Source organism: Chitinophagaceae bacterium (assembly GCA_016713085.1).
Taxonomy (GTDB): Bacteria; Bacteroidota; Bacteroidia; order Chitinophagales; family Chitinophagaceae; genus Lacibacter.
On the sequence record JADJPV010000002.1, the window covers coordinates 245,534 to 270,575 of the forward strand.

The following is a 25,042-nucleotide window of genomic DNA, read 5'->3' on the forward strand; positions in this document are numbered from 1 at the left end:
AAAGAAATAGTATGAGCACTTTTTTTGAAACAAGATATGCCTGCAATCCGGCAGAGGTGAAGCAGATGAATACTGAACAGTTGAGAAGAGCTTTTTTAATTGAACAGATTTTTAAGAGGGATACTATACAATGGATATATACGCATTATGACCGGTATATGGCAGGTGGAATTATGCCCATTCAAACTGTTCTTTTACTGGAAACAATGGATGTGTTAAAATCGGATTACTTTTTGGAACGAAGGGAAATAGGCATAATTAATATAGGGGGTGTAGGCGTAGTAAATGTGGATGATGAAAGTTTCGAATTGAATAATAAAGAGGCTTTGTATATCGGCAGAGGAAGGAAAGTAATAAGTTTTGCCAGTAAAGATGCTTCAGTTCCTGCGAAGTTTTATGTGAATTCAGCCCTAGCTCACTTTAGTTATCCTGCCAGGAAAATAAAAAAGAGCGATGTGGAAATGGTTACTCTCGGTTCAACCGATACGGCCAATCATCGGAGCATTTATAAATTGTTGGTAGCTCCTGTAATACAAACCTGTCAGTTACAGATGGGCATCACAGAACTAAAACCCGGAAGTATATGGAATACCATGCCACCTCACACCCATGACCGAAGGATGGAGGTATATTTTTATTTTGACTTCAGTAATGATCAGGCTGTCTGCCATTTTATGGGACAGCCACAGGAAACACGGCATATCTGGATTCAACAGGAACAGGCAGTAATTTCTCCACCCTGGTCTATACATGCTGGTGCAGGTACCAGTCATTATTCTTTTATCTGGGGTATGGCAGGGGAAAATTTGGATTACAGTGACATGGATCATTGCGCTGTTACATCATTAAAATAATTCATTCAAATGAAAATTGCACCTATCTCTCTTTTTGTTTTTATCATTAGCAGCCTGCCCGTTACAGCTCAAACCTTATTTATAGAGGTTACGAATAACAGTTCGTTTTCCTTTATAGATAAGGTCATTGAAGTTCCTTGGGTAAAGGTTAAATCATTATGGGAGAACATCGACACAAGCCAGATCAAAATTTATAGGGCCTGGACAAAACAAGAATTAGCGTTTCAATTTGAGTGTAAAGGGGAAAATGAGATTCATAATCTTTTAATTCAGGCTTCCGTTCCCGCGAGGTCCTCGGTTAAGTTGGAAATGAGACAAGGTAAACATACTCTGTTTGCAACTAAAACTTATGGCCGCTATGTTCCCGAGCGAAAAGATGATTTTGCATGGGAAAATGATAAAATCGCTTTCAGAATGTATGGTAAAGCATTGGAAGGAACAAGTGAAGATGCCTATGGTATAGATGTTTGGGTTAAGAGAACTTCCGACATGGTGTTAGATAAAAGATATAAAACAGGAGATTATCATATCGACCACGGTGATGGCCTGGATTATTATCATGTTGGCCACACATTAGGCGCTGGAAATAGTGCTCCTTATATAGCAGACAGTATATGGTTTTCGGGAAACTATGATACATATAGAATTCTTGACAACGGACCTTTGCGAACTGCATTTCAGCTTATTTATAAAGAATGGAAAGCCGGAGACATTCCCGTAACAGTTACTAAAACGATGTTGCTAAATGCAGGAGAGCAATTGAGTCAAGTTACTGTCGAATACCACTTCAGCGAAGATGTACTTCCAATTGCAATTGGTATTACAAAAAGAAAAGATCATGGGATCATACTAATAAATGAGCAGGAAGGTATTATGGGATATTGGGAACCGCAGTATGGAAATGACGGTATTACCGGTGTGGGAGTTATTCTAACTGATAGTATAGGAAAAATGACTGTAACGCCGGTTCACCTGTTATCTGAGACATTTCAACAAAAAGGTAAACTCTTAAGATATTATACCGGCGCCGTGTGGAACAAAGCAAATGAAATTATTAACCCGGAGCAATGGTTTTTGTATTTAAAGGAATACAAAGAAAGGCTGAAGAACCCTTTGAAAATTGATGTTATAAAACCAGTTGTTGGAAAAAACAGCAGCCAGTAAAATCATTAATATATGAATCAAATGTTTTCGCTAAAGGGCAAAGTAATAATAGTAACAGGAGGAACCGGAATTCTGGGTAAAGCATTTACTGATGCAATTGCTGAAGCTGGTGGAATAGTCGGAATTCTTGGAAGAAACAAAAAAATTGCTGCCGAGAGGGCGGAAAATATAAATCGAAGCGGAGGAAATGCCATGCCATTAGTGGCAGATGTATTGAAAGAAGATAATTGGCCATAGCAAAAGAAGCGGTAATGAATAAGTATGGCGGATTGATGGTTTGGTTAATGCCGCAGGCGGAAATATACCGGAAGGAGTATTGCAACCACATGAAGATATATTCAAAATGAACATAGAAGGCATGCGCAGAACTATGGATATTAATTTATGGGGAACGATTTTACCCACACAAGTTTTCGGTAAATCTATTGCAGCTACCGGGACAGGTAGTATTGTAAATATTTCATCTATGAATAGCAAACGGGCTATCACCAAAGTATTAGGTTACAATATGGGAAAAGCTGCTGTGGATTGCTATACACAATGGTTTGCAGTAGAATTAGCCAACCGGTATGGAGATAAAATAAGGATGAATGCTCTTGCGCCGGGTTTTTTTCTTACAGAACAAAATAGAAGTTTACTAATAAATGAAGCTGGTGGTTATACCGAAAGAGGTGGCAAGGCGATTCAGCAAACTCCTTTTAAACGATTTGGAGACCCGGTTGAATTAAAAGGGGCTTTGATTTGGCTTCTTAGTGATGCATCAAAATTTGTAACTGGTGCAATGATATGTGTTGACGGAGGCTTTTCCATTTTTGGGGGGGTGTAGAATGAATAAAAAATTGCAGCGTATAAATAATACTAGTTAGATATGATAAAAACATTCTTGATACCATCGACATTAACACGGATGATCGTTTCTTGCGGTGCTCCTTTCATCTGTAGAATATATGGCATCAGTGTAAAATAAGAGTCAATTGATATAAAACGCAAGGCGATCCCCTGAGATCAAATTAAAAATGTAAATATGAAAAAACTTTTTGTCGCTGTATTATTGGTTATTTCAGTCCAATCACTTTCACAAAAGTTTGAAGATCTTGCCCTGAGTCCACCAATGGGCTGGAATAGCTGGAATACTTTTCAGACAAAGATTAATGAAGAGTTAGTGAAGCAAACAGCCGATTATTTTATTTCATCAGGAATGAAAAATGCCGGCTATACATATATTGTACTCGATGATGGATGGATGGCAATGGAAAGGGATAGTATTACGGGAAATCTAATTGCCGATCCGGTTAAATTTCCTAACGGAATGAAAGCTGTTGCCGATTATATACATTCCAAAGGTTTGAAATTCGGCTTATACAATTGTGCAGGAACAAAAACCTGTGCAGGTTATCCCGGAACAAGGGGATATGAATTCCAGGATGCACGACTCTATGCATCATGGGGTATTGATTATCTGAAATTTGATTTTTGCAATACCGAAGGGATTAACGCAAAAGAAGCTTATACTACAATGAGTAAGGCATTGCGCAAAGCAGGTCATCCCATCATTTTTAGTTTGTGTGAATGGGGTGATAACAAACCATGGCTCTGGGCAAAAAATGTTGGTCACTTGTGGCGCACTACCGGTGATATCGGAAATGTATTTGATGGAATTAAACAATATACGAACTGGCATTCAAATGGAGTAATGACGATAGTGGACAAGCAGGATACGTTGCAAAAATATGCAGGACCTGATCATTGGAATGATCCGGACATGCTTGAAGTGGGGAATGGTATGAGTGTTAACGAAGACTGTACCCATTTCTCTATATGGTGTATGCTCGCAGCACCCCTAATGGCAGGAAATGATATCCGGAAAATGAGCAAGGAAATTTTATCTATTCTTACTAATAAAGATGCTATAGATATCAATCAAGATGCTTTAGGAGTTCAGACATTTAAATATTCCGATAGGGACAGCGTGCAAACGTGGCTCAGGCCTTTACAAAATGGTAATTGGGCAGTTTGTTTTTTAAACCGCAGCAGCCGGGCACAAAAAATTTATTTCGAGTGGAAAAAGGAGAATGTAAAAGATCCGTTTACCGGCAGATCACTGGCTATGACACAAGAAAATTTCAAGTTGTTCGATATTTGGAATAAACGAAACATTGGAACAACTGAAAAAACGTTAATGACAGTTGTTCCCTCTCATGAGATATTAATGTTGAGATTGAATAAATAAATTGTTATTCACTTGTAAGATTTCATGACAATATCTTTTTCGCCAGACAAGTTGAATAGTTAAAGAATACAGAGAAAAGATGAACAACCCTTTGAAGATTGAAGTCATAAAACCAGCTGCGGGAAAGAGCAGAGGGTAAAGTATCCTATGTATAGAAAATGTTTTGTTACAAGATAAGCAGATAGCACTTCAATTTAGTCAATCTGACAAGTGCATGCCGAATTTATCATAGCACCCGTTCTCCTGGACAGTTGTGCTTTGTATTGGCAAGGGAGCAAAGCGAATAGGTAATGATTCAATTGATTATTTACCCGTTATATACGACGACAAAGTGATATAAACCTTGCCTATCTAAAGCAATTATCAAACCAGTAAAAGTAGAATTAAATTTACCTTAAATAAAACCATAGAAGATGATCAAAGAAATTATTCAAGCCGGTTTGATTATATTGATGGGGGCATCCTGTACAAGCAGCATGACTGTAATTTCACCCGGAAAAAATAACCGGATTTCACTTGAATTGGATGAGCAGGGAAGATTATATTATTCAATTTATTCAAATAGCATCACAGCGGTAGAAAAGTCATTGTTGGGTATGGATATTGAAGATGCGGCACTTGACTTTAATTCAGGAATAGAGTTTTTGAAAGCAGAAAAAACAGTGATCAATGAAATCTATACGTTGCCCACGGGTAAGACTTCTTCTTACACTAATAAAGCCAATGAAACAGATTTCATTTTTAAAAATAAGCACAACAAGCTGCTGCACGTTACCTGTCGTGCTTATGATGATGGTGTTGCATTCCGCTATATCGTGGAGAATCCGGGGAAGATCACCATCAAGAAGGAGAATACACGGTTTAACTTTCCGAAGAATACAAAAAGCTGGATGATGGATTACCGGCCGGATTATGAAAATTCTTACCCCGAAAGAACACTCGATACCATTGGCATTCGACCCCTGTCATTTCCTGCATTGCTGCTTAATGATAAAAAACTCTGGGTTTTATTTACAGAAGCAAGTGTTTACGACCAGCCTGCCACCCATATTCAGAAAGCCGGTTCAGGTAATGAACTGAAAATTGAGTTTCCGGAGCCACAGTTTTCTGTTGAATCTAAATGGGTTTCTCCCTGGCGAACCTTCATTATAGGTACCAGGCTGGCTACCATTGTGGAAACCGTTATGGTAGAAAATCTAAACCCGCCTTCAGTTATTTCTGATATGAGCTGGATCCGACCGGGTGTAGCGGTATTTCCCTGGTGGGGTAATTTTATGGCCAACAGTTACCTTGATACGTTAAAAACATATGTTGACCTTGCTTCAGAAATGAATTGGGAATGGATTGAGTTTGATGTTTCACTGGTTGGTTCCCCTTTAAGGACTTCTAAGCTATGGGAAACTACGGCATGGTTACCGGAACTTACAGCTTATGCAAAGGCAAAAGGGATAAGTGTTTACGGTTGGGATGAAATTAATGTACTGAACAGTTCCAAAGGCAGGGAGCATGTTTTTGGGAAATATGTGGGCTTAGGGATTAAAGGCATTAAAATTGATTATATCGATTCGGATAAACAATATGCCATGCGTTTTCGAAAAGAAGCCATGGAGGATGCTGCCCTTAAAAAACTGGCGGTTAGCTTTCATGGTGAAACCTTGCCGCATGGCCAGCGCCGGACATACCCGAATGTATTAACCCTGGAAGCAGTAAGGGGAGCAGAGTTTTACATATTTTCACCCGCACCTACCCCCGCACATAATTGTACACTTCCTTTTACAAGGAATGTAGTGGGCCCCATGGATTATACCCCGGTTACTTTTACCATCCGGCCTGAAAATCCCCGGATAACCACATATGCGCATGAACTGGCTTTATCTGTGGTATTTGAATCGGGATGGCAGGTCATGGCCGATCGGCCGAAGGAATATCTCCATTCACCTGCAAAGGAATTCCTGAAAAAATTGGAATCAGCCTGGGATGAGACCCGTTTTATTGACGGTTATCCCGGGAAATTTATATGTTTAGCCCGGCGAAAAGCAAATAAATGGTTTATTGCCGGAATTAATGCAGGAAAAGAAAGGACAGTTACAATTCCGCTGAATTTTATCACATCGGGAAAATATTCTATTGAAATATATGAAGATAATCCAAACGAAAAAATGACCAACCTCCACATTCGTAAAGAAACAATTGCATCCGGAGCTGCCTTAACAGTGACAATGTTGGAAAACGGAGGATTTTGTACCCTCGTAGAGTAAAGGTTGTGATTTGCTTTCAAATTATTATTTAATTCAAGTTGCTGGTTATTAAACAAGTTTATTTAAGGTAAAGTCAATAATAAATATCCTAATTTTAAGCAAGAACCCTTCAAAAGTTACTGCATGAATTTTTAGAAGAAGCAATCCTTTTAGCAGGGAGAAGGTTGTTTCGATAGCTTTTCTCATTTACAGGTTTAAAAACCTTATCCAGGGTTCATCCGGTCTCTTGCTGTTACTTTTTCGCTTAATCATCCGTTCAATCAAGTCTGCTTACCTTACTTCATCTTCTATTGTATAATCGGTATAAGCACTGTCGCCATATATTTTACTTTCGGGTGCTACAGTCATGAGTAATTATTTTAAAGCTTGTACATCACTTTCGCTGTCGGGTACAAAGCAAAACTCCACTGGAATGCTACTACTTGTAGTGAGTACATGCACCTTTATTCCAGAAAAATATCGCCACATACTGCTCTTTTTCCCTATCCATTATTCCCCATTCAGTAATTTACTGCGACTGATGCGGATGTTACCACATACTGCAACCGGAAAAGAATCAATCACATAATCACTGGCTCCGGCAATTGATTTGATTTACTGGTCAAGTTGAAAAAAAGGCTACAAAGCAAATACTCCAACTGATGCAACCTTCTGAAAAAAAGACTTTTATGCAGTATCTGCGGAATTATTCTTTTCATTTTCATCATCTGGCGGCCTTGATTTATATGGCCTCCAAAATAAAATGCGAAAACAATCGCCGTGCTGATAACCTCACTATTGCTTACTTTTTTCTGGTATCCTCACAATGACCAATGCCTTTTAATAAATCGTCAACAAAACAGAAAACACCTGTAATCTTATCTTAGCTGAATATCGGTAAGGAGGGTTTTAAGGGTAACTCAAAATTATTCTTTATTTGATGCTCTTTTTGACTAACAACTTGGGTTAACTATCAAGTTCGACATTAAAATTATATTATGTCGGAAAAATGACCTATTTTCATCATCAAAAGAAATTCATGTCGAAACATAGGCATGAGGTTTATGGGAATAGTGAAAATAAAGGCAAAACTCAACATCAATGGCTTACAATAAAAATCAACCATTTAATGACCTTCCGAATCTTCCCCCGGCAGACTTTACAGAGTCACCGGAAATACTCCGGCACCTGGCAAGGGCAGCCCGACATTTAGGCGAATTAAATGGTCTTTGTGCTTCCTTACCAAACCCCCAACTGCTGATAAACACAATCGTTCTTCAGGAAAGTAAAGATAGTTCTGCCATTGAAAATATCGTTACCACTCAAGATGAACTATACAAAGCCGCCAGCGAAGAAGGAACGGCCAGCCATGCTGCTAAAGAAGTATTAAGTTATCGGGAAGCCTTATATGTGGGGTTGGAGAAAATGACATCACAAAAGAACCTGCTACTTACAAATACAATGGTTGACATTGTACAAACCATCAAGCAGAATAAATCGGGCATTCGTACCACACCTGGTACTGCGTTGAAAAATGCTATCAACGGAGAAGTAATTTACACGCCGCCATGTTGTGAAGATGTTTTAAGGGAAAAACTGGCTGCATTGGAACAATTTATCAACGACCCCGATTTATCAGCATTAGACCCCTTGGTTAAAATGGCCTTTATCCATTACCAGTTTGAAGCCATACATCCATTTGCTGATGGTAATGGCCGTGCAGGAAGAATTGTAAATGCTCTGTATCTGGTACAACAGGAATTATTATCGCAGCCGGTACTCTACCTAAGTTCTTATATTGTAAAATATAAAACAGAATACTATCAATTATTAAGAGGCATAACAGAAAAAAACAACTGGCATGATTGGGTAATGTATATACTTACCGCATTAATAGAAACTGCACAGCTTACCACTAAAAAAATAAGAAGTATGCTGGCTTTAAAAGATGAATATGAAAAACAGATGAAGCAAACATTAGGTGCGTCGTTCAGTTATGAATTGCTGCAGTTGATGTTTACACTACCTTATCTAAAGATTGAATTGCTGGAAAAAAGAGAAATTGCCCATCGGCAAACAGCTTCTGTATGGTTAAAGAAAATGACGGAAGCGAATATTGTTAAACCTCAAAAAATAGGAAGAACTACTTATTATATTAATTACCGGTTGATGGAAGTATTATCAACCGACTAATGATGGAACTCGTAATAATAGCTATAGATTACAGAGTGTATTAAACCCTTACTTATGGATTTTGCAAAAGCATATTCGCTTTATAAAAATGATAAAACCCTTCAGATACTGAGGGCGGAGCATTTTCCATTATTGATTAGTTTTTTTCATTTGGCTTTTAAGCAGCAGGACAGAATATTCTATCAACAGCAAGACCTGAGAAATATTTTAAGTGATTTCTTGTATTCCTTAGAGCAACAGGGAATTGACGACTTCAGGAACGACCCATTGGATTATCTGCAACAATGGGCCAAGCAAGGTTATTTAAGGCGATATTATGATGTAGGTGATGAACCAGTGTATGAACTTACTCCTGCCACCGAAAATGCTTTAAAGTGGTTAGACGATTTGACTAAACAACAATTTGTTGGTACACACAGCCGGTTGCTGCAATTGTTTTCTATTTTAAAACAACTGGTAAATAACACAGCCTCTCCATATGACCGGGTAAAAAAACTGGAAGAAGACAGGATAAAACTGGATAAAGAAATTGAAGATGCGAAAAGAGGTATTTATGAAAAAACAGATGATACAAGAATAAGAGAAGATTATCTTTTAGCAGAAGAAACTGCTAAAAGGTTACTGGCGGATTTCAGGCAGGTGGAACAAAACTTCAGGGAGTTAGATAAAGATACCCGGCAGGCCATTATTAAAAGCAGCCTTACTAAAGGCAAACTACTGGATGATATATTCAGCAAACAGGATTTTTTGTGGAGTACCGACCAGGGAAAAAGTTTTAAAGCTTTTTGGGAGTTTTTAATGAGCAGAAACATGCAGGAAGAATTGGAGTTGCTTATTACAAAAATCAATGAACTCCCTGCTATAAAACAATTGAAAAGCGATGTTACGATTGACAGGTTAAAAACAAACCTGGTAGAAGCCGGGGATAAAGTAAACCGCACAAATGATGGGTTGCTGGAACAACTACGAAAATTTGTAGAGCAGAAAAGTTTGCTGGAAAGTAAAAGAATCCTAAATGGTTTAGAATGGATAGAAACACATTTACTGGAACTGAAAGACAGCATAGATACAAATTTTCCCTTGCTTACAATTGATGGCTTATTTAAGCCGTCTTTCATTATGGAACGTCCGCTTTTCAAACCACCTGTCAAAGTAATTTTTCAGGATATTGAAATAACAGAAGGCGAATCGAATGCTGAAACGGATGCACTTTATGAACAGTTTTTTATTGACATAGAATTATTGAAGGAAAATATCCGACTGTTGCTGAAAAACAAATCGCAAGTTTCATTAAATGAGGTATTCCGGCATTATAAGCCGGTGAAGGGTATTGCAGAGGTTTTGGGGTATATGCAAATTGCTTCAAGAGAAAATAAACACCTGATTGATTTTGAAAGAAGCCAGGAATTAATTATTGAAAACATTGAAACAGAAAAACAATTTACAGTACAAGTACCTGTAGTGGTATTTAACAGATAAGATTATGCTAAAGGAATATTCACTTTCGCTGATTTCACTATTAAAAGGTGTGGTTTACGACCATCAAAAACCGGCATGGACAAATCTTGTTGACCATGAAGCCGATGTGAAAAAATATTTTTCAACTATCGGGCTTGAATTATTCATGGATAAAAGTGAAGGGTATGCTTTTTTAAAACAAACAGAGTTTGAAGAAGAAGTAGATGTTCCAAAGCTGGCTGAAAAGCGGCAATTGGATTTTTACACATCTCTGCTTTGCCTTGTTCTGCGTAAGTACTTATTAGAAATAGATGCACAGGGAGGAACGGTAAGAGCAATAATACCACAGCAGGAAATTGTAACAAGGGTAAAACTATTTATGCCTTCTGCACCAGATGAAGCAAAACAGCAGGACAAAATAATTACTACCATTAATAAGGTTATTGATATTGGTTTTCTGCGAAAGGTAGAGGGCAATACAGATAATTATGAAATACATAGAATTATTAAAGGCTTTGTAAATGCCGATGAAATAGATGCAGCACTAAAACGATTAGAAAGTTATGCCGCAGAAAAAAAACTTACCGAATAAAAAGACTTTGCTAAATAATGAATGAAATAAACTTTGATACTGTTATTGTAAACGCCGGGTTCAGGCTTCAATACCTTGAAGTACTGAATTGGGGTACTTTTAATAATAATATTTGGAGGATAGAACCTAAAGGGTTTAATTCTTTATTAACAGGTGATATTGGTTCTGGAAAATCTACCCTGGTTGATGCACTTACTACTCTATTGGTGCCATCATATAAAATAACTTTCAATAAAGCCGCAGGGGCAGAAGGCAAAGAAAGAAATTTACTGACTTATGTACGGGGTGAATACAAAAAAGAAAAGGAAGAAATAACCAAGACTGCAAAAAAGATTTACCTGCGGCCTGATGATAATACACACACCGTTATAGTTGCAAATTTTTTTAATGAAGGCTATCAGGAAAATGTTTGCCTTGCACAGGTGTTTTGGGTAAAAGATGGAAAGGTTGAAAAATTACTGATTGGAAGCAGCCTGCCTCTTGATATTAAACAGCACCTGAGTAGATTTAGTGAAATTACGGAGTTAAAAAAGCGGCTCAGAAATTTACAAGGAGTAAGCTTATTTGATGATAATTTCAGCAGGTATAGTGAAAGTTTCCGTCACAGGTTTGGAATGACGAGTGATAAAGCGATTGATTTGTTTTATCAAACGGTATCTATGAAATCCGTTAGTAGCTTAACAGATTTTGTGAGGGAGCAGATGCTGGAAAAAACTGATGTAAAAGAGCAAATTGCAATTCTGCTTAAACGGTTTGATGAATTGAATAAAGCACATGCTGCTGTTGTACATGCAAGGGAACAATATAACCACCTGAAACCACTTGTTGAATTTGCAGTTCAGTATGGAGAATTGAGTTCCGAAATTGAAAAGATTGAAGAAATGTTAACCGCCGTGCCGGCATGGTTTGCTGAAAAGAAAATTAGCCTGATAGAAAATGCCATTGCTGAAACTACTAACCAGTTAGAACAGGCAAATTATACTTTAAAGTCTATTGAGGATGAGTTAAAGCGTTTAGAAAATAAAAAGTTTGGCTTAAAGCAGGATATAGATAATAATGGAGGTAAAAGATTAGAACAAATTGCTGATGAGATTTCAAACCGGTCACAAGCTAAAGTGCTGAAGAAGAAAGAATGGGATAACTATGATTTGCTGGCAAAACGAAGTGGTCTGATGAGTGTAGAAAATGAAACAGGCTTTTCTAAGAATTTACAAGATGGGCAAGTCATTTTTGAAAATTGCGAAAAGAAAGAAACTGAATTGAGGGAGGAAAGAGACAAAACCGTTATTCAACTTCGGGAAAAAGAAAACGAACTGCAAGATGAGCAGGCAGAATTAGATTCTTTAAAGGCAAGAAAAAGCCAGATACCATCCTGGCTGGTTGAAATAAGAAATCAAATTTGTTACGATTTGCAAATTGAAGAAGACGAATTGCCTTTTGCTGGTGAGTTGCTAAAAGTGCATGATGATGAAACTGAATGGGAAGGTGCCATTGAAAGACTATTACACGATTTTGGAATGAACCTGCTTGTATCTTCCACGCATTACAGGAGTGTAAGCAGGTACGTTAATGCTAAAACATTAAGAAGCATAGATGGCAAAGGTAGAAAACTTAATTATCTGGAAGCTGATATTTATCGCTCTGATAACTATACTAAACAATTAACACACGATAGTGTACTGCATAAAATTGAAACAAAGCCGGATACCGCTTTTGAATCATGGATGGAAAATTATTTGCACCGCAACTATGCTGAATTTGCCTGTGTAGAGCAGGAAGAGTTAATGCAAATCCCCAATGCGATAACAAAACAAGGATTGATTAAACGGGGCAAAATAAGACACACCAAAGATGACAGGTGGAATATTAATGATAGAAGAAACTTTATTTTAGGATGGTCTAATGTTGACAAAATAAAAGCACTGGAGGAAAATGTTATTGAAATACAATCAGCTATTCATTCAATAAGGAATCAAAAAAGCAGTGTTGAGAAACAGCAGGAAACTAACACTAACATTAAAACAGCCGTAACTAAAATAATTGAACAGAGAGATTATAATATCATTGACTGGCAGGCAGAAGTACGAAAAATCTTTGATCTTCAAAAGGAACAGCAAGAACTATTGGATAAAAATGACCAGTTAAACAGATTAAAAATTAGTTTGGGAGAAGTTGAAAGTGAATTAAAAATGCTGAAGGAAAAAGAAACATCTCAGAACCAGCATATAGGGGGGCTTCAGAAAACATTAGAGAATTATAGCAATCAGTTAAATGTTGCAAATACATTAAAAGGTTCAATTGATGAAATTAGGAAAGAGAAGTATTACACTGTTATTGAGGACAAAATTGGTGATAAGACCTTTAAGCTGAGCAATGCAGATTCTTTCCAGGAGCAGTTTAAAAAACAGTTTGAGGGCGACACAGGGGAGCTGAAGAGAATGCGTACAAATCTTTCAATCCTGGGGAATAAAATAACCAGGAAAATGAGGGATATTAAAGACCATTCAAAAGCTGAATACAGCGAATTTTCGGAAGATGTGGAGGCAAGGCCGGAGTACATTAAAAAGTTTGAGCAATTGGCAAATGAGGATTTAAAGCGGCATGAAGACAGGTTTAAAGAAGAACTGAACCGGAATGTGATAAACAGTATTTCAGTTTTTGACAATCAGTTGGAAAAACATGAAAAAGATATCAAGCAAAAAATAATATATATCAATCAGCACCTTCATGAAATAGTATATGATTCAGCAAAAGGAACGTATATCACTATACTGATTGATGCAACAACTAATAAAGACATCAGGCAGTTTAAAGAGGATTTACGTTTATGTTACATCAACACCCTTGGTGATGAAAGCGGATTATACAATGAAGCAAAATACGAGCAGGTAAAGAAAATATTAGACCGTTTTGCCAGTATGGAAAATGTTGACAGGGAATGGACAAGTACTGTAACTGACGTAAGAAACTGGTTTGAGTTTAATGCCAGCGAACGATATTCGTCCGACAACACTGAGAAAGAATTCTACGAAGGTTCAGGAGGTAAAAGCGGTGGGCAAAAAGAAAAATTGGCTTACACAATTCTTGCATCTGCATTAGCCTACCAGTTTGGTTTGCAGTTTGGGGAGGATAAGAGCAGAAGTTTTCGTTTTGTAGTTATTGACGAAGCATTCGGAAGGGGCAGCGATGAAAGTACCCGTTATGGGCTTGAATTGTTTCGCAAACTCAATTTGCAATTACTAATAGTAACACCACTTCAAAAAATCCATATAATCGAAAATCATGTAAACGCTTTTCATTTTATCAGCAACCGGGATGGCAACAATTCTCAAATAAGTAACCTTACCGTTCAGCAATACAAAGACGAAAAAGCAAAGCGAAATATTATTTTTCAGCCTGTTGATAAATCTGAAATAAATGAACAATGATTAGTCCGCAGGAAATAAAAGCACAGGCCATAAAATGGTGGAAGCCATTTTTGCAAAGTCATTTGCGAAACGAACCTTTCTTTCCAAAAACGATTGACCGTATTGGAAAAATAACCTCATCCGCTATACGGGAAAAAATAACGGAACTGCAAACTCAGCTAAATGAGTTGTATGCAAATTCAAAAGAAAAACTTGGCTTCGGTTATGTAATAAATAAAGCAGACGTTAATTTCAGAAGAACAGGAAGTCATACTTTACCCCAATCAATCACTTTTGAAACAGCAGAAGATTATATTGAATTTATTGGCAAAAAGAAAGATTGGAATGTTTTTCTGAAAAACAGTTCATTAATTCATCATCAAATCTCTCAACTTACTGAGTGGGTTGTTATTAATCCTTTATTGGTTGTTGAAAATGATAAGAAGTGGGAGGATTTACTGAAAGTATGTAAGTATTTTTTGGCAAATCCACAGCCGGATTTATATATCAGGCAATTGCCAATTGACTTGCATACAAAATTCATTGAGCAAAATGAGGCTTTATTAAAATCACTGCTTGACTATCTTATCCCGGAGCACATAAAAGATGCAACGGAAAAGCAATTGAGCAAACGATACCATCTTCGGTTTGATGAACCCACCATGCGGATAAGAATTTTAGACAACCGTTTATTGATTGATAATTTATCTGACGTTGGACTGCCACTCAGTGAGTTTAGAAAACTTTCTATTGAATGTAGTAATATACTGCTTACAGAAAATAAAATGAACTTCCTTGCCTTGCCAGAGTTGCTTTCTACCATAGCCATCTGGAGTGGCGGTGGTTTTATGATTAGTCATTTAAAAAATACTGATTGGCTTAAGATGAAAAACATTTTTTATTGGGGCGATTTGGATGCACATGGTTTTTTAATACTGCATCAAATGCGTTCTTACTTTCCACAAACCAAAGCGATAATGATGAACATGAACACTTTTGAACTATTTAAAGGAGAAGGCTTGGTTAGTGGTGAAAAGATAAACTCCGAAAATTTAAGCACATTAACAGAAACCGAATTGGAAATGTTTCAGTTTTTAAAAACAAACAATTACAGATTAGAGCAGGAAAAAATTAGGCAGGAGTATGTGGATGGGGTTTTGCGGAGTGTAGTTGGGGGAGAATGTCACCACTAATAAAGATGAATATTAAAAGGTGGATTGGGGAGGAGGTCGGGAGGTTAAGGGGAGAAAGTAAATTCTGCTAATTGAGCAACTTGTTTTACCGGTTAGTAAAACAATACAAACACCTGAATTTCAATGAAATTGATTTAATACTGCCAAAGTGGCAACTCAATAGTATGTCATATTAAGCCCAAATTGAAAGGCTAAACTGCCATTTTTTCTTTTTCTTGTATTGGAAAGGTATTTGCTAAAGAAATCCTAAATATTTTAGTAGATGCGTTTAACTAACTACCAGCTCCAGAATTTTATTGATAGGATTAAACTAAGGCAAGAAGATATGCCTAAGTACCGAGACCAAATAACTAATTTGAAAGAAAAATTAGAAGCTAAAATTAAAGATGATAAGCGAACGGGAATAAAAGTTACCAAGTTTATTCTTGCAGGTTCATGGAAGAAAAAAACAATTTTACGACCAACAGGGGAAAACCCGATTGATGTTGACTTGGTTCTTTTTGTTGAAGGTGACGAAAGTCTAAAAGATGATTTAAAAAAACTGCATGATTTTGTTGTTGAATATCTTGAAGAAATATATCCAACCAAGAATATTAATCGTGATGTGGATGCCGAAGGTAATACAAAGTCAATAAAAATAAAATTTACAGGAACTGGCCTTGAATTAGATATAGTACCAGTTGTTCCAGTGTCATCCCCCAAAGATTATGTTTGGCAACCTCAACGTGGCGGAGGTGGAAAACGGTACGTTACCAGTGTCGCAAAGCAATTAGAATTTGCACAAGAAAGGAAAGATGGAAATTCTTCTTTCACTTCTGTTGTTAGGGCAATCAAATGGTGGAGAAATTATAAAGAATTGAAACCAATTGATGATGAACCTGGACTTTCATCCTTTGTAATTGAACTAATTGTTTCTCATCTTGAAATTGAGGAAAAAATTGAGAATGAAATTGAAGCAGGTATAATCAGGTTCTTCCGCTTTATCAGTGACCCGAATTTTCCTATTGTTAAATTCAAAAATGCTATTAATTCTGTTCCTGCAACCTTTGACACAGCGGTTTATGCAGCAGACCCTACAAATAATGAAAATAATGCTGCAAAAAAAATAGATGCGCCAGTATGGAAAGAGATTATCAAGGAAGCGAATGATGCTTTTGATTCTTTATACATTGCTCAATCAAAGTCTGGTGAAGGAGAAACCATTGAGGAGTGGAAACATGTTTTTGGCCCATCTTTTAATATTTCAAAATTATAATAATTATGTTTAACACAGTTACAAATACATCTACCTACACTGTGGTAGATATTAGAAAAACTTTTGAAGGTTTTAGCGCAGATTTTCGAATGATTGCCGCCAGAACAGGAAAAAAACTACCACCGAAGTTGAAAATTACTTGCATGATATAATGGTATGGGCTGAAAACAAATTTTTAAAATATGTAGATATCACCCTGATTGACCTAAACAATAAGCCAGTAAAAGCTGCAAGATATTCTGTGGATGAAAATGGCAATGCAATTGAAAGTGCCAGAGCAGGTAACAATGATTGGCAAAATATACCCAATACAAAATTGATGATTATTGTAGAAAATAAAAGTGCTTGGAATAATATGACATCAGAGGAGCAAGGTAAATTTAAACAAGCTAATGGCTTTAAAGTAAGTTGGGGACCTTCGCCAATTGATAACTCATATAATCATCTATCTAAAGATAGTGCACAACTTTATACAAGTAAAGGATACGAACTACAAAAAGAAAATTTTAAATAATGGCAGCTATTTTTGATAATACAATTGAACTACCCAACTCAGCAATTAGAGAAAGAACTGAAAATCTTATTGGATTTGAAGCAAAATTCCAAAGAATTTACGGAAATCTAAAACTGCTTCTTGATCAGGAAGGGTTAATAGTATGGAGTAAAAAATATCATAAAAAAGAACTGCCTGTTATAAGCCAACTTACAGAAAGGTATCCCTTAATTATTCTTGCTGGTGATGCAGGAACTGGAAAAACTGTTTCTGCGGAAGCAATTGCGGATAGAATGGTAAGAGAGTTAAAGAAAGAAGGCTTTTTCCTTAAACTTAGTACAAGAGTTAGAGGTGAAGGTTTACATGGACAAATGGGAAATTTGGTGAATGATGCCTTTGCTGAAGTAAAAAAGCAAGCTGGTAAAAATCGGTTAGCATTTTTACTTATTGACGAAGCTGATGCTATTGCAACAACTCGTTCAACTACGCAAATGCACCAAGAGGAAAAAGCTGCTGTAAATACTCTTATTCAGAAAATTGATGAAATTAGAGAACTAAAAGGAAGAGCAATTATTTTTATGTCCACTAACCGGCTACATTTTATTGATGAAGCAATTGTAAGACGAGCTGCGGTAATTTTAGAATTTGAAAGACCAATTGAACAAGAGAGAAAAGATCTTTTCGAAAAAAGTCTTGTAGGGATTGAATTTTCTAAGAAAGAATTACAGGAGCTTGCAGATTTAACGAGCCCAGAGCGAAATAACGAAATTGGTCACTCATTTTCAGATATTCGTCTAAAAATTTTGCCCGAAGCTATTGCATCAAGTTTTCCAGATAACCCTTTGACATTTGAAATTTTATGCGAAACTATTAAAAATATTAAACCAAGCCCTAGAATTAAATGAAATATCTCTTACAAATAATAGCAGCAATAATTTTCATCGTTGTAGGAAAGAATTTTACAAGTGATGAATTAAGGCCGGAATTTGTAGGCAATGGTCTTATTTTATTGATAACCCTTATTTTCGTTGAATTAGGATACGATATATATAAGAACTGGAGGCGGTTAAAACTTGTGACTCATTGCTTCTATCTGGGGCTTCTGAATAAAACTATTCGTTTCTCAATGTCATATCAGTACAGAATAAAAGTAAACGATAAATATCTTTTAGTTAAAAATTCAAATTGGAGCCACTATCAGTTTGTAGGGGGTAAGTATAAGAGGCTAAAACAGACACAATCTTTTTTACAAAGAGAATTTGATGCAAGAGACGATTTTAAATTACAAACAACTGGATTAATGAAAGATGATTTTGCTCTGTTTATTCCAGCAAAAAAGGCAATCAAATTTATTGATTGGTTTAATACAGGAAAAGACAGAGAAATTTCTCATTGGAGAGAATTCTATGAGGAGCTAATTGATGGCAAAGCAAAAGTATTATTATCACAAAATTTCCCTTATGTAAACTATAGTTATATAGGAACAGTTATCACACCCATCAAAAAAACTCCAGGCTGGGATTGTTCTGAAATACTGCAATATGACGTTTTAGATTTAATCCCAACATCAGCTCAAAAAATTGAGTTAGAGAATCTTTTAGTACAAGGAGATACCGAATATATAAAATGGGCTGATGAAGAACTTATCAATTGCCTTGGGCATGATAACAGACAAAAAAATCTCTTTATAAAATTGGGCAGCATACAAAATGGGTCTTGAATATGAAATGGATTAGATAATTTGGAGATGTCGTAATAGATTTTTGAATAAATTGTTTCCTATATGAAAAAGCGAATTACAATTCCAAATAAAACTAAGGCATTACTTCAACAGGAAATTGATAGCAAATGCCCTGTATGCGACAGCTTAGATGTTGACCATTTTGAACTTCATCACATGGACGAAAATCCTGAGAATAATGAGCAAGCAAATCTTTTGATGCTATGCCCCATCTGTCATTCAAGAATTACAAAAGGTGATATATCACCACAAGAAGTAGCAGCAATTAAACAAACAATAACTTTAAAGGCGAAATTGAGAAGGTCTCCACAAGCAGCTAAGATTATAAAAATAAATGGTTCAGTTAATAACTCAACAATCGCAAATAATATTCAGGCCAGTAGAATAATAATCAATGGTAAAAAGCCTAAACTTAGTTATGCTGAAAACGCTATTGGGAATGATGCATTCAAAAAAATTATGTCAACCATTTAATTGACCGGTATATAACTTTTAGAGAATATGATTTGGGAAAAGGGAATGCCAATTATGCCGCTGTGCATGGTATGATAAAGAAAGAATTTAAAGCAAGTACCTTTCAAATCCCAATTGAACAGTTTCAATCGCTTAGTTTTTATTTGCAAAAAAGAATTGGAGAAACTAAACTTGGAAGAATTAATAAATCAAAAGGGTTAAAACTTTTTCAACATTTCAAGAATTTTGTAATCATCAATAGTGAGATTTATATACTTTACTTTGCTGCCATTCTAACTAACAGATGAAAGGATTGCGACACAACGATGCTGCCATGAAATACTAAAGCTGGTATCAAAAAAACTTACAAAAAATTTCTTTTCGGCTTCTACAATAGTTTGTAATTCCTTTTCACTCGGCAAATTCACCAAGTACTTGCTCACAAAAACCTGCTGCGGCAAACCCATAGTAGCATATTTAACCAAGGCTTCATTTTTGCCGCTGCATAAAATAATACCAATAGGTGGGTTATCGCCATTGTGGCTTTCGTTTTTTTATAATAGTTTAGGTACATATTCATTTGCCCGGCATCGGCATGGTCAAATTCGCCAATTTTTAAATCCAGTAAACAATGGCATTTTAAAATACGGTAATAAAACACCAGGTCAATGCGGTAATGCTTATTGTCAAACGTAATCCGGCGCTGCCGGTGTTCAAAACAAAAACCCCGGCCAAGTTCCAGCAAAAACTGCTGCAAGTTGGTAATAATGCGTTCTTCCAAATCGCTTTCGGAATAAGGGGCTTTATCTTCCAACCCCAGAAACTCCAGCAGGTAGGTGTTTCGGAATACAGCTTCGGGCAAGGGGTCGGTTTGTTTACTAAAGTCTCGCATAGTTGCGGCCTTATCAACACTTAGCCCAGTTCTTTCATATAACAGGCTTTCAATAGCCCGTTTTAAGGTTCGTACACTCCAATTATTTCGGATAGACTCCGCTTCGTAAAACTGTCTTTTTACCCCCTTTTCAGCCTTTAATAATTCTATAAAGTGGGAGAAGCTGAGTTGGGTAAGCAACTTGTTTAGTTGGGTTGTTTTCTGTGGGTCTGGTAATTCTGCAGACGCTGTCCGCAGAATTTCAGGCTGTTGAAAATCAATTAAATACGATTTTGCAGACAGTGTCTGCAAAATTTGAGGGTATGCACAGCAAAAATCCCTGCACAAGTAAAGATTACGTTCCTGTAGCGACTTTACTCCTTTTTCGGCAAGCCGTTTAGCAAGGGCTTTTATCAGTCCCTCACCATAAGTGGCACGGTCCTTCCCCAATAGTTCATACTCAGAAATATAGTACCCAATCAACCAGTTCTGCAGGGTAAGGGCAGTGTTTACCTGTTTCTGCGCCTGTGCAAGAAAATATTTATTGGTTTGCTGAATGGTGGTGGTTAATTGCTCCAGATTCTTCACGGTGTTCATACTGCTTCTTTTATTTGTTTAAAAAAGTGAGTTTTGGCTGAGTATGGCTTTTTATACTCAGCCAAAACCTGTGTTGATTTTTATAACCCCGGTCTTTTATCCCACAGTTTTTTAATCATGTGTGCCTTCTGCACCTGGTCAGCCTTAATGTATCTTCTGAATGCCTTTTCGGTTTTATGACCGCTGATGGCCATAATCAAATTTGTAGGTGTACCATCCAAAAATTCGTTGGTACAAAAACTGCGGCGACAGGTGTGAGAAGTAACCCATGCATACTTAGGTTTAATTTTCTCAGTAACACTGTTGCCTCGTTTGTGAGTTATTTTAATTTGCTCGTCAACGCCAGCCAATTTTGCTACTTCTTTAATGTAGTAGTTGAAATTTACATTGCTTACCTGTGGCATTTGCATTTTGTATTTTTCAATAAGGATATGCTTTGCGTCTTTCTTTAATGGTACTACAACTGTTGAAAGTGTTTTGGTTTGATTAACGTATAACATTCCATCTCTTACTTCTTCTGGTTTGATATCAGAGTAATCGCTAAAGCGAAAACCGGTTAGGCAACCCAATACAAATAAGTCACGGTATTTTTCTAACAGGGGTTGTTGCGATAAATTAAGATGATAAATGGCAGACAGTTCTTTCCAACTTAAATAAACAGCATCCACTTCTTCTTCCATCACTTTAAAAGCGCTTAAATCCATAAAGGGAATAACCTTTTTCCGCATTCTGTCTTTCAAAAATGATTTCAGGTGCTTGATAGTTTTACCAACACTATTTGCTTTTAATCCCTTAATTAAATCAATTCTTCTTACCTGCGGAATTTCATAAGTCAAGTAAAAAACAAAATCTTCATAAAACCGTGCATCAAATGAATCAAATGTGATGGGCTCATTTCTATATTCTTGAAACAATTGTAAATGCGCTTTCATTGCATTAATTACATTGAGGGTGCATTTTTTACAGAACCTCGTTTGGCTTTTGCATACTCATCAATATTCCAAAATACATCTAATGATTTCTTTTCATCACTCATTTGTTCAAAACCCCATTTACCATCCAGGGTGAAATTTTCTTTCAAGAACTTCATGGGGCATGTATTCTTTTGCTTTAAAGCATAGCTCACCATATCTTCTGCTTTGCGGAGTTTTTGGGTGAGGATGGATTGCAGTTTATCCACATTGCCAAACTGGAGTGGTAGCGTTTCATTAATCCGGTTTAGTCTTTTATTCCAGAATTGAGGAGGAATACCAACATCGGTGTTTAATAAAATTCTTTGTTCAGAATTGTGGCAATACTGCAGAAAAATTAATGCAGTTCCATCTTTACGAATTGCTCCTTTTTGATGATAAGTTTAATAGGCTGTCCCATAACTTTATTCTATTTTTATTCTATTAAAGGGCAGTCAGGGAGAGTAAGGTAGAAAGCCTTAAATTTCAAAACTGTTACAGTATTTTGAAAATCAAAGCCTTAAAATAAAGTTGAATAAGGTTAGATAAGATTAGGATTGTGGGAAATTGGATTCTTATTTCCCGTCCGGTCCGCTGAAAGAACTACAAACAGTTCAAAAGCCACTTAAAGCGCAAGTTTTAAGTGGCTTTTCTGCTTTTATACTGTAATTACAACCTAATACCTGCTATTCTAAAAGGGAGCAATCGAGGGAGCAAAGCAGATAAATATATTTGCTCCCGAATTGAAAAGAGAAACTGACAAAATAGCTGGTTGAGCTGATCACTAAAAAACCAGATACAGTTAACCGATTTTCAGTTTGCAATCCTACCTAACAAGCGCAAATAGTTGAGGTGCATTTAACCAATTTTTTCACAGTTAAATGTTCACCACATGTCCAATCAACCACAGACTTTCAGCATCCTTTTTCGGGTTGCTAAAGCAAGAACAAAAAATGGGAAAGCACCCATCTCTGTCCGTATTACTGTCAACGGGCAACGAGCAGAAATCTCTACACATCGAACCGTATCGCCATTTGAATGGGATGCAAAAAATCAACTCAGCACCGCAAAGGTTCTGAAGCAAAGAGTTGAATAACTTTCTTGCTGTTATAAAAGGCAAACTTGTTGGTTGTTATAGCAGGCTGTTATCTGCCAGCGAGTTTTGTTTCTGCTGAAGCAATTAAACGAGCTTATACCGGTGTTGTTGAAAAGCCCCGGATGCTGTTAGAGATCATTACGCAACACAACAAGGATATAGCAGCTTTAATCGGGCAGGAATATTCCCGTGCTACCTGGGTGAAATATGAAACTACCCGTAAGCATGTCAAAGACTTTCTGCAGCACAAATACAAACGTGCAGACATCAGTTTAAAGGAATTGAATATTGAATTTATCTCTGACTTCGATTTCTATCTCAAAACCCAAAAAAAGATTGATCTCAATACCAATGCGAAGTACATAAAGAATTTAAAGAAGATCATTAACGAATGTGTTGCAAAAGAACTGGTTACAGAAACATCCTTTCCTTGGATACAAGCTTAAAACAAAACAAACAGAGCGACCTTACCTTTCTGAAACTGAATTAAAAAATCTTGAAGCGAAAGAATTTACAATTGAGCGGCTCGCACATGTACGTGACATGTTTGTATTCAGTTGTTATACCGGGCTTGCTTTTATTGACGTATCTAATCTTACGAAAGATTCAATCACCATAGGGATTGATGGAGAAAGATGGATTTATACAAGCAGACAGAAAACAAAAACTGCCAGCAGGATACCTCTCCTGCCTCCGGCACTTGCAATCATTGAGAAATACAAAGCCAATCCGCAAGCATGTAACAAAATGAAGCTGTTACCGATTCCTTCTAATCAAAAAGTAAATGCATATCTGAAAGAGATAGCTGATTTATGTGAGATCAAAAAGCAACTGACTTTCCATATAGCCAGGCACACATTTGCAACAACAGTTGCCTTGACGAATGGTGTGCCGATTGAGAGTGTAAGTAAAATGCTTGGGCATAAGAAACTTCAGACCACACAGCATTATGCGAAGATTCTGGACAAGAAAGTGAGTGCAGATATGCAGCCGCTTCGTGATAAGTTCAAATCAACTTCAGTAGTAAAAGAACTGACTGGCTCATAGGCCAGTCATTTTAATATTTCATGCACCATCCATACACTATCCATGCTTTATCTATACTTAGAACATGGCTTTGTATTGTCAAATCAGAAAGGAGTTGACCAACTGTTCATCGATTTTCGTATAAGTGCAAAACTCCTTTATTGTAATAAAAGTGCCATTTGGCTTGTTGTATTCCTTCCTGATTTTGGCAATGAGTTTTCTGGCCGCCCGTTCTTTACGGCCGGTGATATTCATAATGTCTTTTGCATAAATGACTATGCGATTGGGAATCGTTTGCTGCATAACCCTGCATGTTCGGAACGCTTGCTTTTAAAGTTGAAAGCTTCATTCTATTCTTGTGTTGTAAACAATGCAAAGTTATTTATCAGGCGTCGGGTAAATGAATTGCAAAATGTATCAAACTAAAACAATCCAAATCTTATTGCAAGACAAAAAGGAATTATCAAGCTCGACGGTACGATCGGAGACTTGACTTTTTACAAATCGAAGGATGGCTACTTGGCCAGGGAGAAAGGCGGTGTACCTGCTGACCGTATCGCCAATGATCCTGCGTTTCAGCGGACCCGTGAAAACGGTGCTGAATTTGGCCGTGCAGGTAAAGCAGGAAAAATGTTACGGACTTCATTACGTGCATTGTTACAAAACACTGCCGACAGTCGCATGGTGAGCAGGTTAACAACTGCATTTGTAAAAGTGATCCAGGAAGATGCAACGAACCCTCGTGGTATGCGCAATGTGATCGATGGTGAAGCAGAACTCTTACAAGGTTTTGATTTCAACGCAAATGGTAAACTTGGCACCACCATTTATGCACCATTCACATCAACGATTGATCGTGCGGCCGGTACACTTGTAGTGAACATGGTTTCATTCGTTCCTTTGAACATGATTGCTGCACCGGGCGGTGCAACACATTTTAAAATTATTTCTGCCGGTTCAGAAGTTGATTTTGAAAACGAAGTGTTTGTGGTGGATACACAATCAACTGCAATCCTTCCATGGGATGCTGTTGCTACTGCCGTGATCAACCTGAGCAATGCAGTAACGCCAAACAGCACAAAGCCGCTTTTCCTTGCGCTTGGTATTGAGTTTTACCAAGAAGTGAATGGTCAAATGTATGCGTTGAAAAACGGTGCATTCAATGCGTTGAACCTTGTGAAGGTGGATGGTGGTGTTTAACCCTTCGGCTTCGCTCAGGGTGAATGGTGAGT

The 25,042-nt window shown here is 37.0% G+C and carries 20 protein-coding genes and 3 pseudogenes; 19 read left to right on the top strand and 4 right to left on the bottom strand.

Annotation, left to right across the window (positions count from 1 at the left end):
* The first annotated feature begins 11 nt into the window (after positions 1-11).
* The 15 genes and pseudogenes from kduI (at position 12) to IPK31_13620 (ending at position 19,291) form a co-directional block, all read left to right on the top strand.
* Complete coding sequence (gene kduI / locus IPK31_13550; protein ID MBK8088877.1) at positions 12-854, top strand: 5-dehydro-4-deoxy-D-glucuronate isomerase; 843 nt, start codon at positions 12-14, stop codon at positions 852-854.
* Between the two features lie 9 nt (positions 855-863).
* Positions 864-2,018 (top strand): DUF4861 family protein, encoded by a 1,155-nt coding sequence (locus IPK31_13555; protein ID MBK8088878.1) that lies wholly within the window; start codon positions 864-866, stop codon positions 2,016-2,018.
* A 12-nt stretch (positions 2,019-2,030) separates the two neighbouring features.
* Positions 2,031-2,844 (top strand): annotated as a pseudogene (locus IPK31_13560) (SDR family oxidoreductase).
* Positions 2,845-3,042: 198 nt separating this feature from the next.
* Positions 3,043-4,248, top strand: coding sequence for a glycoside hydrolase family 27 protein (locus tag IPK31_13565; GenBank protein MBK8088879.1), 1,206 nt, complete (start codon positions 3,043-3,045; stop codon positions 4,246-4,248).
* 413 nt (positions 4,249-4,661) lie between these two features.
* A complete protein-coding gene (locus tag IPK31_13570) occupies positions 4,662-6,506 on the top strand; it encodes a glycoside hydrolase family 97 catalytic domain-containing protein (protein ID MBK8088880.1) in 1,845 nt (614 codons plus the stop codon).
* Between the two features lie 1,080 nt (positions 6,507-7,586).
* Entirely contained in the window at positions 7,587-8,678 is a 1,092-nt protein-coding gene (locus tag IPK31_13575; GenBank protein MBK8088881.1) for a Fic family protein, read from the top strand.
* Positions 8,679-8,732: 54 nt separating this feature from the next.
* Positions 8,733-10,157, top strand: coding sequence for a DUF3375 domain-containing protein (locus tag IPK31_13580; GenBank protein ID MBK8088882.1), 1,425 nt, complete (start codon positions 8,733-8,735; stop codon positions 10,155-10,157).
* 4 nt (positions 10,158-10,161) lie between these two features.
* Entirely contained in the window at positions 10,162-10,728 is a 567-nt protein-coding gene (locus IPK31_13585) for a DUF4194 domain-containing protein (GenBank protein ID MBK8088883.1), read from the top strand.
* 17 nt (positions 10,729-10,745) lie between these two features.
* On the top strand, positions 10,746-14,156 hold the full coding sequence (locus IPK31_13590; protein ID MBK8088884.1) for an ATP-dependent exonuclease SbcCD, C subunit-like protein: 3,411 nt from the start codon (positions 10,746-10,748) through the stop codon (positions 14,154-14,156).
* Entirely contained in the window at positions 14,153-15,328 is a 1,176-nt protein-coding gene (locus IPK31_13595) for a hypothetical protein (GenBank protein ID MBK8088885.1), read from the top strand. The genes IPK31_13590 and IPK31_13595 overlap by 4 nt, the downstream gene beginning before the upstream one ends.
* A 262-nt stretch (positions 15,329-15,590) precedes the next feature.
* On the top strand, positions 15,591-16,583 hold the full coding sequence (locus IPK31_13600; GenBank protein MBK8088886.1) for a nucleotidyltransferase: 993 nt from the start codon (positions 15,591-15,593) through the stop codon (positions 16,581-16,583).
* A gap of 5 nt (positions 16,584-16,588) precedes the next feature.
* Positions 16,589-17,097 (top strand): annotated as a pseudogene (locus IPK31_13605) (hypothetical protein).
* Entirely contained in the window at positions 17,097-17,981 is an 885-nt protein-coding gene (locus IPK31_13610) for an AAA family ATPase (GenBank protein MBK8088887.1), read from the top strand. Before IPK31_13605 ends, IPK31_13610 begins: the two are co-directional and overlap by 1 nt.
* The gene (locus tag IPK31_13615; protein MBK8088888.1) at positions 17,978-18,796 is read left to right on the top strand and encodes a hypothetical protein; all 819 of its coding nucleotides are present in this window, start codon (positions 17,978-17,980) and stop codon (positions 18,794-18,796) included. Before IPK31_13610 ends, IPK31_13615 begins: the two co-directional genes overlap by 4 nt.
* A gap of 63 nt (positions 18,797-18,859) precedes the next feature.
* Entirely contained in the window at positions 18,860-19,291 is a 432-nt protein-coding gene (locus tag IPK31_13620) for an HNH endonuclease (protein ID MBK8088889.1), read from the top strand.
* 272 nt (positions 19,292-19,563) lie between these two features.
* Here IPK31_13620 and IPK31_13625 read toward each other — a convergent pair.
* The 3 genes and pseudogenes from IPK31_13625 to IPK31_13635 form a co-directional block, all read right to left on the bottom strand.
* Positions 19,564-20,738 (bottom strand): annotated as a pseudogene (locus IPK31_13625) (DUF1016 family protein).
* A gap of 80 nt (positions 20,739-20,818) precedes the next feature.
* Positions 20,819-21,670 carry a tyrosine-type recombinase/integrase gene (locus IPK31_13630; GenBank protein ID MBK8088890.1) on the bottom strand — a complete coding sequence of 284 codons (852 nt, stop codon included), beginning with the start codon at positions 21,668-21,670 and terminating at the stop codon, positions 20,819-20,821.
* A gap of 8 nt (positions 21,671-21,678) precedes the next feature.
* A complete protein-coding gene (locus IPK31_13635) occupies positions 21,679-22,071 on the bottom strand; it encodes a hypothetical protein (protein MBK8088891.1) in 393 nt (130 codons plus the stop codon).
* A gap of 509 nt (positions 22,072-22,580) precedes the next feature.
* Here IPK31_13635 and IPK31_13640 point away from each other — a divergent pair.
* Genes IPK31_13640 through IPK31_13650 form a run of 3 tightly spaced genes read left to right on the top strand, consistent with a single transcriptional unit; the run spans position 22,581 to position 23,831 of the window.
* The gene (locus IPK31_13640) at positions 22,581-22,784 is read left to right on the top strand and encodes a hypothetical protein (protein MBK8088892.1); all 204 of its coding nucleotides are present in this window, start codon (positions 22,581-22,583) and stop codon (positions 22,782-22,784) included.
* Between the two features lie 26 nt (positions 22,785-22,810).
* Entirely contained in the window at positions 22,811-23,230 is a 420-nt protein-coding gene (locus IPK31_13645; protein ID MBK8088893.1) for a phage integrase SAM-like domain-containing protein, read from the top strand.
* On the top strand, positions 23,181-23,831 hold the full coding sequence (locus tag IPK31_13650) for an integrase catalytic domain-containing protein (GenBank protein ID MBK8088894.1): 651 nt from the start codon (positions 23,181-23,183) through the stop codon (positions 23,829-23,831). Before IPK31_13645 ends, IPK31_13650 begins: the two co-directional genes overlap by 50 nt.
* 78 nt (positions 23,832-23,909) lie before the next feature.
* On the opposite strand, the gene IPK31_13655 is transcribed toward IPK31_13650, so the two are convergent.
* Positions 23,910-24,113 carry a hypothetical protein gene (locus tag IPK31_13655; protein ID MBK8088895.1) on the bottom strand — a complete coding sequence of 68 codons (204 nt, stop codon included), beginning with the start codon at positions 24,111-24,113 and terminating at the stop codon, positions 23,910-23,912.
* Between the two features lie 138 nt (positions 24,114-24,251).
* Here IPK31_13655 and IPK31_13660 point away from each other — a divergent pair, with 138 nt between their 5' ends.
* Complete coding sequence (locus tag IPK31_13660; protein MBK8088896.1) at positions 24,252-25,010, top strand: hypothetical protein; 759 nt, start codon at positions 24,252-24,254, stop codon at positions 25,008-25,010.
* Positions 25,011-25,042: the final 32 nt, after the last annotated feature.